13 protein-coding genes are annotated in these 13,914 nt (G+C 75.1%); all 13 read left to right on the top strand.

What is annotated here, in order from left to right; all coding sequences use genetic code 11:
• The first annotated feature begins 20 nt into the window (after positions 1 to 20).
• The 13 genes from B5Y66_RS03195 (at position 21) to panD (ending at position 13,900) form a co-directional block, all read left to right on the top strand.
• Positions 21 to 1,121 (top strand): zinc-dependent metalloprotease, encoded by a 1,101-nt coding sequence (locus B5Y66_RS03195; RefSeq protein WP_217700706.1) that lies wholly within the window; start codon positions 21 to 23, stop codon positions 1,119 to 1,121.
• A 10-nt stretch (positions 1,122 to 1,131) separates the two neighbouring features.
• Positions 1,132 to 2,400: a tRNA lysidine(34) synthetase TilS gene (tilS, locus tag B5Y66_RS03190; protein WP_079570832.1), complete on the top strand. Its 1,269-nt coding sequence runs from the start codon at positions 1,132 to 1,134 to the stop codon at positions 2,398 to 2,400.
• A 2-nt stretch (positions 2,401 to 2,402) separates the two neighbouring features.
• The gene (gene hpt / locus B5Y66_RS03185; protein ID WP_079570829.1) at positions 2,403 to 2,954 is read left to right on the top strand and encodes a hypoxanthine phosphoribosyltransferase; all 552 of its coding nucleotides are present in this window, start codon (positions 2,403 to 2,405) and stop codon (positions 2,952 to 2,954) included.
• A 113-nt stretch (positions 2,955 to 3,067) separates the two neighbouring features.
• Entirely contained in the window at positions 3,068 to 5,140 is a 2,073-nt protein-coding gene (ftsH, locus tag B5Y66_RS03180; RefSeq protein WP_079570826.1) for an ATP-dependent zinc metalloprotease FtsH, read from the top strand.
• A 23-nt stretch (positions 5,141 to 5,163) separates the two neighbouring features.
• The gene (gene folE / locus B5Y66_RS03175) at positions 5,164 to 5,751 is read left to right on the top strand and encodes a GTP cyclohydrolase I FolE (protein WP_079571756.1); all 588 of its coding nucleotides are present in this window, start codon (positions 5,164 to 5,166) and stop codon (positions 5,749 to 5,751) included.
• A 7-nt stretch (positions 5,752 to 5,758) separates the two neighbouring features.
• Positions 5,759 to 6,733 (top strand): dihydropteroate synthase, encoded by a 975-nt coding sequence (gene folP, locus B5Y66_RS03170; protein ID WP_079570823.1) that lies wholly within the window; start codon positions 5,759 to 5,761, stop codon positions 6,731 to 6,733.
• Positions 6,730 to 8,733 (top strand): 2-amino-4-hydroxy-6-hydroxymethyldihydropteridine diphosphokinase, encoded by a 2,004-nt coding sequence (gene folK / locus B5Y66_RS03165; protein WP_079570821.1) that lies wholly within the window; start codon positions 6,730 to 6,732, stop codon positions 8,731 to 8,733. The genes folP and folK overlap by 4 nt, the downstream gene beginning before the upstream one ends.
• A gap of 1 nt (position 8,734) precedes the next feature.
• On the top strand, positions 8,735 to 9,223 hold the full coding sequence (locus B5Y66_RS03160; RefSeq protein WP_079570818.1) for a DUF3180 domain-containing protein: 489 nt from the start codon (positions 8,735 to 8,737) through the stop codon (positions 9,221 to 9,223).
• Positions 9,224 to 9,255: 32 nt separating this feature from the next.
• Positions 9,256 to 9,780, top strand: coding sequence for a PH domain-containing protein (locus tag B5Y66_RS03155; protein ID WP_079570816.1), 525 nt, complete (start codon positions 9,256 to 9,258; stop codon positions 9,778 to 9,780).
• Positions 9,777 to 11,462, top strand: a complete 1,686-nt coding sequence (locus B5Y66_RS03150) for a PH domain-containing protein (RefSeq protein WP_245806890.1) — start codon at positions 9,777 to 9,779, stop codon at positions 11,460 to 11,462. The genes B5Y66_RS03155 and B5Y66_RS03150 overlap by 4 nt, the downstream gene beginning before the upstream one ends.
• Positions 11,459 to 12,505, top strand: coding sequence for a Rossmann-like and DUF2520 domain-containing protein (locus B5Y66_RS03145; RefSeq protein WP_079570813.1), 1,047 nt, complete (start codon positions 11,459 to 11,461; stop codon positions 12,503 to 12,505). The genes B5Y66_RS03150 and B5Y66_RS03145 overlap by 4 nt, the downstream gene beginning before the upstream one ends.
• Entirely contained in the window at positions 12,502 to 13,452 is a 951-nt protein-coding gene (gene panC, locus B5Y66_RS03140) for a pantoate--beta-alanine ligase (RefSeq protein WP_079570811.1), read from the top strand. The genes B5Y66_RS03145 and panC overlap by 4 nt, the downstream gene beginning before the upstream one ends.
• A 34-nt stretch (positions 13,453 to 13,486) precedes the next feature.
• Entirely contained in the window at positions 13,487 to 13,900 is a 414-nt protein-coding gene (gene panD, locus B5Y66_RS03135; RefSeq protein WP_079571750.1) for an aspartate 1-decarboxylase, read from the top strand.
• Positions 13,901 to 13,914: the final 14 nt, after the last annotated feature.

Genomic DNA, 13,914 nt, shown 5'->3' with positions numbered 1-13,914 from the left:
GTCGTGGTTACCGTGGTCCCGTGACCACGCCAGCTCCCGCCGCCGAGCCCTTGCTGGACTGGACGGCGGCGGCGCAGATCGCCGCACGGCTCGCGCGTCCCGGAGCCACGGCCCCCCGCGACGAGCTCGACGCGCTCGTCGCCGGGCTGCGCGCCGCGGCCGGGGACGCCGTCGGGCACGTGCTGGAGGTCACGGGCATGGAGCCCGCCGCCGCGCGCGCGGCGGGCGGCGGGTTCGGGGACGTGCACGTGGTGGACCGGGCCGGCTGGACCCGCGCCAACGCCCAGTCGATGCGGGCGATGACCGACCCGGTGATGACGGCGATCGCGACGGACGTGCCCGCCACCTCGGCGGCCGCGCGGCTGGCCGGCGCGGCGGAGGTCGGGGGGCTGCTGGCGCTGCTCTCGGGACGGGTGCTCGGCCAGTTCGACCCGTACGGTGCCGACCACGCGCCCGGCTACGGCCGGCTGCTGCTCGTGGCGCCCAACGTGCTGCAGGTGGAGCGGGCCCTCGGGCTGCGACCCCGCGACTTCCGGCTGTGGGTCTGCCTGCACGAGCAGACGCACGCCCTGCAGTTCGCCACCGCGCCGTGGCTCGCCGACCACCTGGTGGGGCGCATCGGCGACCTCCTGCACGGCGTGACGGCGAGCGCGACGGCGATGACGCGGGCACCGCTGCGGCAGAAGGTCGCGGTGGTCGGCCGCACCGTGCTGCGCGCCGCTCGCGGCGAGCTCGTCACGCCGCTCGACGGCGTCCTCGGGCCCGAGCAGCGCCGTGAGCTCGAGGAGGTCACCGCCGTCATGGCCCTGCTCGAGGGGCACGCCGACGTGATGATGGACGCCGTCGGGCCGCGCGTCGTGCGCTCCGTGCGCACGATCCGCGCGCGCTTCGAGAAGCGGCGCGACGGCGAGGGCGCGCCCGCGCTGGACGTCGTGCTGCGCCGGGTGCTCGGCATGGACGCCAAGCTTGCGCAGTACCGCGACGGGGCGGCGTTCGTGCGCGCCGTGGAGGAGCGGGTGGGCCGCGACGGGCTGAACGCCGTCTGGTCCGCGCCCGGGCACCTGCCGTCCGCCCGCGAGATCGCCGACCCGCGCGCCTGGGTGCGCCGCGTGCACGGCTGAGGTCGGCACCGTGGCCCGCGTGGACCCGGCGCTCGCGGCGGCCCGCGCGGCCGTCCGGGCCGAGCTCGCGGACCTCGCCCGCGGAGCGCCCTCGAGGCTCGAGGGGCTGACGGCGGGCGGGCTCGTGCTGGTCGCCTGCTCGGGCGGCGCGGACAGCCTCGCGCTGGCGGCGGCGACCGCCCTCGAGGCGCCGCGCGTGGGCCGGTCGGTGCGCTCGCCGGGGTTCGCGGTGCGGGCCGGGGCGGTCGTCGTGGACCACGGCATGCAGGCGGGATCGGCGGACGTGGCGGCGACGGCGGCCGCGCGGTGCCGCGACCTCGGTCTCGATCCGGTGCTGGTGCTGCGGGTGCGGGTGGACGACGCCCCCGGCGCGGGCGGTCCGGAGGGCGCGGCCCGCGACGCCCGGTACACCGCGCTCGAGGGGGCCGCCGCGCAGGCGGGCGCCGCGGCCGTGCTGCTCGGGCACACCCTCGACGACCAGGCGGAGTCCGTGCTGCTCGGACTGGCGCGGGGGAGCGGGGCCCGCTCCCTGGCGGGCATGCCGCGTCGTCGCGGGCTCTACCGGCGGCCGTTCCTCGGCCTGCGTCGCGCGCAGACCGAGGCTGCGTGCGCCGCCGTCGGCGTCGACTTCTGGACCGACCCGACGAACCTCCTGCCAGACGAGCGTCGTACTTCGTCGCCGTCCGACGAAGGGAAGGCGACGATGTACGACGCTCGCGACGCGCCGGTGCCGGCCCGGACCCGTGTGCGGGGGGCCGTCGTGCCCGTGCTGGAGGACGCGCTCGGGCCGGGCGTCGTCGAGGCGCTCGCGCGCACCGCCGATCAGCTGCGCGACGACGCCGACGCACTGGACGCCCTGGCCGCCGACCTGCTCGCGGCCGCCAAAATCCCGCCGGCCGAGCCCGGTCCCGGGGTTGAGCCTGTCGAAACCTGTCCCTCGGTCTCGACAGGCTCGACCGGCGGGGAAGGGGTCCCGACAGGCTCGACCGGCGAGGTCGTGCTGGACGCCGAGCCGCTCGCGGCAGCCCCCGCCGCGCTGCGACGTCGTGCCCTGCGGGCGGCGGCGCTCGCGGTCGGCTGCTCGCCCGGGGCGACGACGACCCGCCACGTCGATGCCCTCGACGCGCTCGTCGTCTCGTGGCATGGGCAGGGAAGCGTCCACCTGCCGGGCGACGCTCGCGCGCTCCGCGCGTGTGGCAGGCTCTACCTGCGACCCCCCGTGCCCCGCCCGGCCCGGCCCGCGAACCTCCAGCCCCAACCCCGTTCCCTCGAGGAGTGACCGTGGACCAGTCGGACGTCTCAGGCGACCTCGCCAACATCCTGCTCACCGAGGAGCAGATCGGCACCAAGCTCGACGAGATCGCCACGCAGATCGACGCCGACTACGCGGGCAAGGACCTGCTCCTGGTCGGGGTGCTCAAGGGCGCCGTCATGGTCATGGCGGACCTCGCGCGCCGGCTGCACCACCCGGTGCAGATGGACTGGATGGCCGTGTCCTCGTACGGCTCGGGCACCAAGTCGTCCGGCGTCGTGCGCATCCTCAAGGACCTGGACGCCGACCTCACCGGACGCAACGTCCTGATCGTCGAGGACGTCATCGACTCCGGTCTCACGCTCTCGTGGCTCGTCGCGAACCTGCGGTCCCGCGGCCCCGAGTCGGTGGAGATCGCGACGATGCTGCGCAAGCCCGACGCCGCGAAGGTGGACGTGGACGTGCGCTACGTCGGCTTCGACATCCCCAACGAGTTCGTGGTCGGCTACGGCCTCGACTACGCCGAGAAGTACCGCAACCTGCCGTTCGTCGGCACGCTCGCGCCCCACGTCTACTCCTGACCAGCGCCGTCGCGCCCTGGGCGAACACCCACGGTTCGTCCACACTCGGCGTGTAGCGTCGTGAACCACACGTTGCCCGACGGAAGGGAAGCGGGGAGCCGTCCCCGTCGCCGATGAACATCAAGAAGATCCTGAGCGGCCCGATCATCTGGATCGTGGTCGGCCTGCTGCTCGTCTCGCTGGCCTTCAGCGCGTTCAACACCGACCGAGTGTCGCGGATCGAGACCTCGCAGGGTCTCGAGCTGCTCTCCGGCGACACCGTCGACCATGCCCTGATCGTGGACGGGGAGCAGCGCGTCGAGCTGGAGCTGAGCGAGAAGTACGTCACGGGCGAGGGCACCGAGAGCGAGCAGGACCACGGCACGAAGGTCGAGTTCTTCTACGTCGAGCCCCAGGGCGACGCAGTGGCGACGGCCGTCGACGGTGCCGACCTGAAGGACGGCTTCAACTCCGAGGTGCCGCAGCCGAGCTTCTGGAGCTCGATGCTGGGCTTCCTCATCCCGTTCCTCATCATCGGCGTCGTCTTCTGGTTCATCCTGTCGCGCATGCAGGGCGGCGGGCGCAACGGCGTCATGGGCTTCGGCAAGTCCAAGGCCAAGCTCATCAGCAAGGACATGCCGCAGGTGACGTTCGTCGACGTCGCGGGCGTGGACGAGGCGGTCGAGGAGCTCCAGGAGATCAAGGAGTTCCTGGAGGATCCGGCCAAGTTCCAGGCCGTCGGCGCCAAGATCCCCAAGGGCGTGCTGCTGTACGGCCCGCCCGGTACCGGCAAGACCCTCCTCGCGCGCGCCGTCGCGGGCGAGGCGGGGGTGCCGTTCTACTCGATCTCCGGCTCGGACTTCGTCGAGATGTTCGTCGGCGTCGGCGCGTCCCGCGTGCGGGACCTGTTCGAGCAGGCCAAGAACAACTCGCCCGCGATCATCTTCGTCGACGAGATCGACGCCGTCGGCCGCCACCGCGGCGCCGGCATGGGCGGCGGGCACGACGAGCGCGAGCAGACGCTGAACCAGATGCTCGTCGAGATGGACGGCTTCGACGTCAAGACGAACGTCATCCTCATCGCGGCCACCAACCGGCCCGACATCCTCGACCCCGCGTTGCTGCGCCCGGGCCGCTTCGACCGACAGGTCGCCGTCGAGGCCCCGGACCTCAAGGGCCGCGAGCACATCCTCCAGGTGCACGCGCAGGGCAAGCCGATGGTGGAGAGCATCGACCTGGCCGTCGTCGCCCGCCGCACGCCCGGCTTCACCGGTGCGGACCTGGCCAACGTGCTCAACGAGGCGGCGCTGCTCACCGCCCGCAGCGGGGCCCAGCTCATCGACGACCGCGCGCTGGACGAGGCCATCGACCGCGTCATCGCCGGCCCGCAGAAGCGCACCCGCGTGATGCAGGTCAAGGAGCAGAAGATCACCGCGTACCACGAGGGCGGTCACGCCCTGGTGGCGGCGGCGATGCGCTACACGGACCCCGTCACCAAGGTGACGATCCTGCCGCGCGGCCGGGCCCTCGGCTACACGATGGTCATGCCGATGGAGGACAAGTACTCCACCACCCGCAACGAGCTGCTCGACCAGCTCGCGTACGCGATGGGCGGCCGCGTGGCCGAGGAGATCGTCTTCCACGACCCGACCACGGGCGCCAGCAACGACATCGAGAAGGCCACGTCGACCGCCCGCAAGATGGTCACCGAGTTCGGCATGAGCGAGAAGGTCGGCGCGATCAAGCTCGGCAACGGCTCGGGCGAGCCGTTCCTGGGCCGCGACATGGGCCACCAGCGGGACTACTCGGAGGCCGTCGCCGGCACCGTGGACCACGAGGTGCGCAAGCTCATCGAGTCGGCGCACGACGAGGCCTGGGAGGTGCTCACCCAGTACCGCGACGTGCTCGACGACCTGGTGCTGCGTCTGCTCGAGAAGGAGACGCTCAACCAGGCCGAGCTGGCCGAGATCTTCGCCCCCGTGGTGAAGCGGGAGCCCCGCGACGTGTGGCTGTCGAGCGAGCAGCGCACCGTGCACACGCGGGGTCCGATCATGACCGACGGCGAGCGCGCCGCCTTCGACGGCAACGGGCAGTCGGTCGTGCCGCAGGACGAGGCGGCCATCGTGGGCAACGAGAACGACCTGCAGGAGGCCGGCCCCGGTGTCGGCACCGACACCGAACCGCCGGCGGCGGGGGAGCACCGGTGACCGATCCGGTGACGGACCTGGGCATGCGCGCTGCCGCGGACGTGCCGCCGTACGACTCGGCCCGCGCCGAGGCGGCCGTCCGCGAGCTGCTGCTCGCGGTCGGGGAGGACCCCGAGCGCGAGGGTCTCAAGGAGACGCCTGCCCGCGTGGCGCGCGCCTACCAGGAGATCTTCGCGGGGCTCCGCCAGGAGCCCGAGGACGTGCTCACCACCACCTTCGACCTCGGCCACGAGGAGATGGTGCTGGTGCGCGACATCGAGGTGTACTCGACGTGCGAGCACCACCTGGTGCCCTTCCACGGCGTGGCGCACGTCGGCTACATCCCGAGCACGGACGGGCGCATCACGGGCCTGTCCAAGATCGCGCGGCTCGTCGAGGTGTACGCGCGGCGCCCGCAGGTGCAGGAGCGGCTGACCACGCAGATCGCCGACGCGATGGTGCGCATCCTCGAGCCGCGCGGCGTCCTCGTCGTCGTGGAGTGCGAACACCTGTGCATGTCGATGCGCGGGGTCCGCAAGCCGGGGTCGCGCACCGTGACGTCGGCCGTGCGCGGCATTATGCAGAGCGCGACGACCCGCGCCGAGGCCATGAGTCTCGTCATGGGGCGGTGACCTGGGCATGACCGCGCACCCGCGCGACGCGGTGGTCGCCGGGCTGCCGGAGCTGTCCGGCGTCGGCCGCTGCCTCGTCATGGGCGTCGTGAACATCACGCCCGACTCGTTCTCGGACGGCGGCCGGTGGTTCGACGCCGACGCGGGCGTGCAGCACGGCCTCGACCTGATGGGCGAGGGCGCGGAGATCCTCGACGTCGGCGGCGAGTCGACCCGCCCGGGCTCGGCGCGCGTCGACGAGGCGGAGGAGCTGCGCCGGGTGGTGCCCGTCATCGAGCGGCTCGCGGCGCACGGCGCGGTGGTGTCGGTCGACACGACCCGGGCCTCGGTCGCCGAGGCGGCGGTCGCGGCGGGCGCGCGGATCGTCAACGACGTCTCGGGCAGCTACGCCGACCCGCGCATGGGGCACGTCGTGGCGGAGACCGGCGTGGCGTACGTCGCGATGCACTGGCGCGGGCACGCCGACGTCATGGACAGCCTCGAGGTGTACGACGACGTCGTGACGGAGGTGCGCGACGAGCTCGCGGCCCGCATGGACGCGCTCGTCGCGGTCGGCGTGAGCCCGGACCAGATCGTGCTCGACCCGGGCCTCGGGTTCTCGAAGGCCGGTGCGCTGAACTGGCCGATCCTCGCGCACCTGGACGCCCTGCACTCGCTCGGCCGTCCGGTCCTCGTGGGCGCCTCCCGCAAGCGATTCCTGGGCCACCTGCTCGAGGGCACGCGCGGGCTGTCCGCCGACGAGCCCGCGCCGCCGCTGGAGCGCGACGACGCCACTGCCGCGGTCTCCGCGCTGTCCGCCGCCGCCGGGGCGTGGGCGGTGCGGGTGCACGCCGTGCGTGCCAGCGCCGACGCCGTCCGCGTCGCGGACGCCTGGACGGCGGCGTCCCGCGACGTGGAGGATGCCGGGATGACCGCACCGGCGCACCGCACCGAAGCCGTGGGCAGGGCAGGAACCGCCGCCAGCAAGGAGGGCCTCTCGTGACGTTCGCTGCAGCCGTACCGGGACCGGACGGACAGCCGCTCGACCAGATCCGCCTCGCCGGCGTCTCGGCGACGGGCCACCACGGGGTGCTCGCGCACGAGCGCGCCGACGGGCAGGTCTTCAGCGCCGACGTGGTGCTGCACCTGGACACCCGGGCCGCGGCGTCGTCCGACGACCTCGGGCAGACGGTGAGCTACGCCGATGTCGCGCAGGACGTGCACGACGTCCTGGCCGGCTCCCCGGCCGACCTCGTGGAGACCGTCGCCGAGCGGATCGCCGCCGTGGTGCTGGACCACCCCGCGGTGCAGGCCGTCGACGTGCGCGTGCACAAGCCGCAGGCGCCCATCCCGGTGCCTTTCGACGACGTCGAGATCGTGGTGCGCCGCGACCGCGCGCACCCGCCGGTCGTGCCGGTGCCGGGCGTCGTCGAGGAGCCGGTGGCCGAGTCCTACGCCGAGCCCCACGCCGCGGCGCAGGCTGCCGCCGCGGCCCTGATCGACGCGGCCCCGGCCGTGGCCGCCGTGCCCGTCCCGCCGGCACCCGTCGCGGTGCCCGTCCCGCCGACGCCCGACGTGGACGCCGAGCCCGAGCCTGCGCCGGCCGGCGACCCGCTCGACGCGACGCCCGCGGAGCCGGTCGAGGCCGTGCTGGCGCTCGGCGCGAATCTCGGCGACGCGCAGGTCACGCTGCGCCAGGCCGTGACCGACGTCGACCGGCAGCCGGGCGTGCAGGTCATGGAGGTCTCGCCGCTCGCGCGCACGGCCGCGGTCGGCGGGCCCGAGCAGCCGGACTACCTCAACGCGGTGCTCGTCGTGCGGACCACGCTGTCGCCGCGCGACCTGCTGCGCAGCACACAGCAGGTGGAGGCGCAGCACGGCCGGGTCCGCGAGGAGCGGTGGGGGCCGCGCACCCTCGACGTCGACATCGTGCAGTACGGGTCGCTCGTCGCGACGGCGCCCGACCTGGAGCTGCCGCACCCGCGCGCGCAGGAGCGGGCCTTCGTGCTCGTGCCGTGGGCGGAGGTGGCGCCGGACGCGCTGCTCGGCGGTCCCGGCGGCGGCCCCGTCGGGCAGCTCGCGGTGACGGCCCCCGACCGGGGCGGCATCCGCTGGCTCGCGCTCGACTGGCTGACCGGGCCCACGCAGAGCACCGGGCAGGTGTCCGTCGGCGCGTCCGACCCGGCGCCGTCCACGCCGGTGCCGCAGTCCGCCGTCGCGGCCGAGCCCGCCGCCGACGACCCGGAGCCGGCCTCTCCGGGCGAGGCTTACGCACCTGAGGCGTACGCACCCGAGGCGTACGCGCCCGAGACCTACTCGCCCGAGACCTACTCGCCCGAAGCCTTCGCGCCCGAGGCCTACGCCCCGGAGGTCGCCGCAGCCGAGCCGCCCACGGTCGAGCCTCGTGCCGCCGAGCCTCGTGCCGTCGAACCGTCGTCCGACGACGGCCCGGTCGCGGACCCGTACGCGCCGGTGCCGCCGGTCGCCGAGCAGCCCGTCGCCGAGCCGCCGGTCGCCGAGCCGCGCCGCGAGGACCCGCCCGCCGCGGAGCCGCGCGCCGTCGCGCCCGACCCGTTCGGCCCGGACCCGGACCAGCCCGTCATGCCGCGGCCGTTCGCGCCCGTCGGGCCGCCCGCGCCGGCGCCCGCGGATCCCCTGAGCGGTGCGCCGGAGCACTCCCACGCGCCGGTGCCCCCGGCACCGTCGAGCCCGGTGCCGTCCGCCCCCGTGCCGTCGAGCCCGGCGATGCCTCCCGCTGCGCCGTCGTCGTTCGCCCCGGCGACGTCGGCCCCCGGGGCCTACACGCCCGAGCAGTTCTCCCCGCAGCCGCTGGTCGCGGGGCCCGTGCGGCACGAACCGGTGCCGCCGGCCCCCGCGCCGGCCCCGGCGGCCGATCTCCCCACCGCCGACGCGCCGGCCTTCCCCGACCCGTTCGCCCCGCTGCCGGAGGTGCACCCCGGTCAGGCCCGCCCGCAGGAGCGGTACGGGGAGGACGAGCGCTGAGATGCGCCGCACCTCGGTCCGCCTGCTCGCCCTCGTCGCCGCCGTGGTGGCGGTCGGCGGTGCCGGGCTGCTCCGGCTGCTCGAGTCGCGCGGCATCTACCTGCCCTCGGTCGCATGGGTGGAGGACGTCGCGATCCTCGCGCTCGCCGGCGTCATCTTCTGGATGGGCTGGGCGGTGCGCGCCTACCAGAAGGGCGACCGCCCCGGCCTCGACCCTCTGCGCGCGGCCCGCACGTTCGTGCTGGCCAAGGCGGGGGCGCTGACCGGGGCGCTGCTCGCGGGCCGGTACGTCGCGAGCGTGCTGGTGGTGCTGGGACAGCTGCAGATCGAGGCGCGCCGCGACCAGGCGGTCGCGGCCGGCATCGCGGCGGCGTGCGCGGTGGTGCTGTGCGTGGTGGGCCTCGTCGTGGAGCGGTTCTGCCAGCTCCCGCCCTCCGACGACGCCGACGGCGGCGACACCGAGGAGCACGCGGACCCGCTGCCGTCGTGAGCGCGGTCGCCCCGGATGGAAGGATGGGTCCCATGACCAGCATCCCCGCGGGCGCCGACCCGTCGACCACGCGGCAGACCGGTCCCTTCGACCCGCCGGACGTCGCTTGGCAGCGCGTGTCGCCACGGCTCGTGCCGGCGCGCCTGATCTCGACGTCCGCCACCCTGGCCGTGCCGATCGTCACAGGCGTGGTGCTCGCCGTCCTCGTCTCCCCGTGGTTCTGGCTCCTGGCCGGCATCCCGGCTGCGCTGCTGGTGTGGGCGCTGCTGCTCGTGCCGCGCCAGGTGCGCGCGATCGGGTACGCGGAGCGCGACGACGACCTGCTGATCCGCAAGGGCATCATGTTCCGCACGCTCGTCGTCGTCCCGTACGGCCGCATGCAGTACGTGGACGTGGAGGCGGGTCCGTTGGACCGCAAGCTCGGCATCGCGAAGGTGCAGCTGCACACCGCGTCGGCGGGCACCGACGCCGACATCCCCGGCCTCGTGCCCGACGAGGCCGAGCGGCTGCGCGACCGTCTCACCGCGCGCGGTGAGGCGAGGCTGGCCGGCCTGTGAGCGCCTCGACCCCGGAGCCGACCCCGCTGCCGACGCCCGAACCGACGCCCGAACCGACGCCCGAACCGACGCCCGAACCGACGCCCGAACCGACGCCCGAACCGACGCCGGCCGTGCGGCCCGACCTGGACTGGCGCCGCGTGCACCCCGTCACCCCGTTCGTGCGGGGCTGGGCGGCTGTCGTCGCGATCCTCGTCATCGCGAGCCAGCAGGTGCTCGACGACGTGTCGAACGCGATCAAGGCGGCCGACTCGATCCGCAGCCTGTGGTGGGTGGTGCTGCTCGGCGTGGTCGTGCTCGTCGGCATCATCTTCGGGTACGCGGCGCTGGCCTGGCGCATGACGGCGTACGCGGTGGACGACGACGTCGTGCACCTGCGCAAGGGCATCCTGTTCCGGCAGCAACGGCACGCCCGCCTCGACCGGCTGCAGGCCGTCGACGTGCGCCAGCCGCTGCTGGCGCGGCTGTTCGGGCTGGCGGAGCTGCGCCTGGAGGTGGCGGGCGGCTCCGACTCGGGGGTGGCCATCGGCTTCCTCAAGGAGGCGGACGCGCAGCACCTGCGCGCGGACCTGCTGGCGCGCGCGGCGGGCGTCAAGGCCGCCCGCCGCACCGACCGGCCGGCCCCGTCCGTCGGGTCCGGTCCGTCGGTCGGGCCTGTCGGGACCCCGGCATCGTCGGTCGGGCCGGGGTCCTCGGTCGCGCCTGGAGTGCCCGGCCCGTCGGCGGCGTCGCCGGGCTCGGACGACGTCCTCGACGGGCTCGACGACGTCGCCCCGGAGGCACCGGAGCGGCAGGTGTACGAGGTGCCGCCGACGCGCCTGCTCCTGTCGCTGCTGCGGATGCCGGGCGTGTGGCTCGGGGTCCTGGTGCTGGTCGGCGTGGGCGTGGCGGTCGCCGTGACCCGTGAGGTGAGCATCCTGTTCTCCGCGCTGCCCGCGATCCTCGGCGTCGGCGGCTACATCTTCCAGCGGTTCGCGGGCGAGTTCGGGTTCCGCGCCGCGCTGTCCCCGGACGGGATCCGGCTGCGGCACGGTCTGCTGGAGACGCGTGCTCAGACGATCCCGCCGGGCCGCGTGCAGGCGGTGTCGCTCACGCAGGGCCCGCTGTGGCGGGGGCCGGACTGGTGGCGCGTCAAGGTCAACGTGGCCGGGTACGGCGGCGGCGAGGGGCAGCAGCAGGGCGAGCAGCAGCACGTGCTGCTGCCGGTGGGCCCCCGCGAAGAGGCGCTCACCGCCCTGTGGCTGGTGCTGCCGGACCTCGAGGTCGCCGACCCGGACGCCACCCTGGCCCTGCTCGACGAGGCCCTCACCGGCGACGCCCGCACGGACCGCTGGTTCGTCACCAGCCCGCGGAGCGCCCGCCTGCTCGACCCGTGGAGCTGGCGCCGCAACGGGTACGCCGTGACGGGCCGCGCCCTGCTGGCGCGGGGCGGACGGTTCGTGCGACGCCTCGAGGTCGTGCCGCACGAGCGCACGCAGTCCCTGGGACTCACCCAGGGGCCGTGGCAGCGTCGGCGCGGGCTGGCGTCGTTCGCGCTGCACTCCACACCGGGCCCGATCAGCCCGGTCGTCTACCACCTGGCCGAGGACGAGGCGGCACGACTGCTCGGCGAGCAGTCCGCCCGCGCCCGCGCCGCCCGTGCCCACGCCGGGCCGGAGCGCTGGATGGAGGGGCACCGATGAGCGCGCCCGACGACGAGCGCCCGGCCCCGGCGGCCGCACCGGCGTCGGCGCGCCCGGGCCGCCTCGGTGTCGGCGTCGTCGGTGCGGGCCGGGTGGGCGCCGTGCTCGGCAGCGCGCTGCGGGCCGCGGGGCACACCGTCGTCGGGGCGAGCGGCGTCAGCGAGGAGTCGCGGGAACGGATCGCGACCCTGCTGCCCGGCGTCCCGCACCTCGAGGTGGGCGACGTCGTGGAGCGCGCAGAGATGGTGCTGCTGGCGGTGCCCGACGACGCGCTGGCGGAGGTCGTGAGCGGGCTCGCGACGCTCGGCGCGTGGCAGCCCGGGCAGCTCGTGGTGCACACGTCCGGCCGGTACGGCGTGGGCGTGCTCGACCCGGCGCGCCGCGCGGGCGCCATCCCGGTGGCGCTGCACCCGGCGATGACGTTCACGGGCACGTCCCTGGACCTGCACCGCCTGGAGGGCTGCACGTTCGCGGTCACCGCGCCGGCGGCCGTGCAGCCCATCGGGCAGGCGCTCGTCGTGGAGGTGGGCGGTGAACCCGTGATCGTCGCGGAGGAGGCCCGGGGGCTCTACCACGCGGCCCTCGCGCACGGCGCGAACCACCTGGTGGTGCTCGTGGCGCAGGCGGCGCAGGCGCTCGAGGCGGCCGGGGTCGAGCAGCCCGGCAGGGCGCTCGCCCCGCTGCTGTCGGCGGCGCTGGACGGCGCGACGCGCGCCGCGGACGTCGCCGACGGCCCCGGGGCGGTCACGGCCCTCACCGGCCCGGTGTCCCGCGGCGACGTCGGCACGGTGCGCACGCACCTCGACGCCCTGCGGTCGCTGGCCGCGCGGACCGGGGCCACCGACGTGCCCGCGTCGTACACCGAGCTCGCCCGTGGCGCCACGAGCCGCGCGCTCGCCGCCCACCGCATCGGCGACCGTGCGGCGCGCGAGCTGCTCGACGCGCTCGCCCCGCCGGACGCGCCCCACCCCGACGACCCGCCTCGCGACGACCCGCCTCGCGACGACCCGCCCCGGGTCGACCCACCTCAGGAGCCCCGATGAGCGCCGACACCCCCACCCCGCCGCAGGCCGACGACGCCGGGCGCGCCCCCGCCGTCGTGCGCACCCGGGCCGAGCTGCACGACGCGATGGGTGCGTGGACGCTGTCCGGGCCGGAGCCGACCGACCTCCGCGCCGTCGTGATGACGATGGGCGCGCTGCACGACGGCCACCTGCAGCTGGTGCGGCAGGCGCGCGAGACCGCCGGGCCGACCGGCCAGGTGATCGTGACGATCTTCGTCAACCCGCTGCAGTTCGGGGCGGGGGAGGACCTGGACCGTTACCCCCGGGACCTCGACGGGGACGTCGCGAAGCTGGCGAGCGTCGGCGCCGACCTCGTCTTCGCGCCCACGCCCGACGTCGTCTATCCCGACGGGGACCCGATCGTGCGGGTGTCGGCGGGCCGGATCGGCGAGGTGCTGGAGGGCGAGTCGCGGCCCGGGCACCTGGACGGCGTGCTCACCGTGGTGCTCAAGCTCATGCACCTGACCCGGCCGGACGCCGCCCTCTTCGGTGAGAAGGACGCCCAGCAGCTGCTGGCCGTGCGCCGCATGGTGCGCGACCTGGACGTGGACGTCGAGGTGCACGGCGTGCCGATCGTGCGGGACCCGGACGGCCTCGCGATGTCCTCGCGCAACGCCTACCTGTCCGACGACGAGCGGGCCTCCGCCCTGGCCCTGTCGCGCGCGCTGCGGGCGGGCGCGGACGCCGCCGGGGGTGGCGCGCCGGCGGTGCTCGAGGCGGCGTCGGGAATCCTGGAGGCGGCTGCCGGCGTTGAGATCGATTACCTCGCACTCGTCGACCCGACTACCGTGGACCCGGTGCCCGCGGACTTCCGCGGCCCCGCCCTCCTTCTCGTCGCGGCGCGTACGGGCGCCACCCGACTGATCGACAACCAGGCCGTGGACCTCGCCGACAGCGCAGATCCACAGGAGAACGCCAGTGACTGAGCACCTGAACCGCCCCGCCTCCCTGCAGCGCCCGATGATGATCGGCAAGATCCATCGCGCCACGGTGACGCAGGCGGACCTGCACTACGTCGGCTCGATCACCATCGACGCCGACCTGCTCGATGCGGCCGACCTCTACCCCGGCCAGCAGGTCGACGTGGTGGACGTCACCAACGGCGCCCGGCTCACGACCTATGTCATCCCCGGCGAGCGCGGCGGCCGCCAGGTGAGTATCAACGGCGCGGCCGCGCACCTCGTGCACCCCGGGGACACGGTCATCGTCATCGCCTACGGCACGATGTCCGACGCCGACGCGCGCACGTACTCCCCGGCCGTCGTGTTCGTCGACCCGGAGAACCGGATCGTCGAGCTCGACGACGACCCCGGCCAGGTGCCGGACGGCTTCGGCCTGTCCTCCAGCGGCGTCCCCTTCGCGGCCGTCCGGTGACGGCTGGGCGGACG

Source organism: Krasilnikoviella flava (assembly GCF_900167525.1).
GTDB lineage: Bacteria > Actinomycetota > Actinomycetes > Actinomycetales > Cellulomonadaceae > Isoptericola > Isoptericola flavus.
The sequence above is the reverse complement of the archived record's forward strand: the minus strand, read 5'-3'. Positions and strand labels throughout refer to the sequence as shown.

Bases quoted from the DNA above. Each gene is read 5' to 3' on its own strand.
- ftsH (WP_079570826.1), top strand. From the start codon at position 3,068: ATGAACATCAAGAAGATCCTGAGCGGCCCGATCATCTGGATCGTGGTC.
- folE (WP_079571756.1), top strand. From the start codon at position 5,164: ATGCGCGCTGCCGCGGACGTGCCGCCGTACGACTCGGCCCGCGCCGAG.
- folP (WP_079570823.1), top strand. From the start codon at position 5,759: ATGACCGCGCACCCGCGCGACGCGGTGGTCGCCGGGCTGCCGGAGCTG.
- B5Y66_RS03160 (WP_079570818.1), top strand. From the start codon at position 8,735: ATGCGCCGCACCTCGGTCCGCCTGCTCGCCCTCGTCGCCGCCGTGGTG.
- B5Y66_RS03155 (WP_079570816.1), top strand. From the start codon at position 9,256: ATGACCAGCATCCCCGCGGGCGCCGACCCGTCGACCACGCGGCAGACC.
- B5Y66_RS03145 (WP_079570813.1), top strand. From the start codon at position 11,459: ATGAGCGCGCCCGACGACGAGCGCCCGGCCCCGGCGGCCGCACCGGCG.
- panC (WP_079570811.1), top strand. From the start codon at position 12,502: ATGAGCGCCGACACCCCCACCCCGCCGCAGGCCGACGACGCCGGGCGC.
- panD (WP_079571750.1), top strand. From the start codon at position 13,487: ATGATGATCGGCAAGATCCATCGCGCCACGGTGACGCAGGCGGACCTG.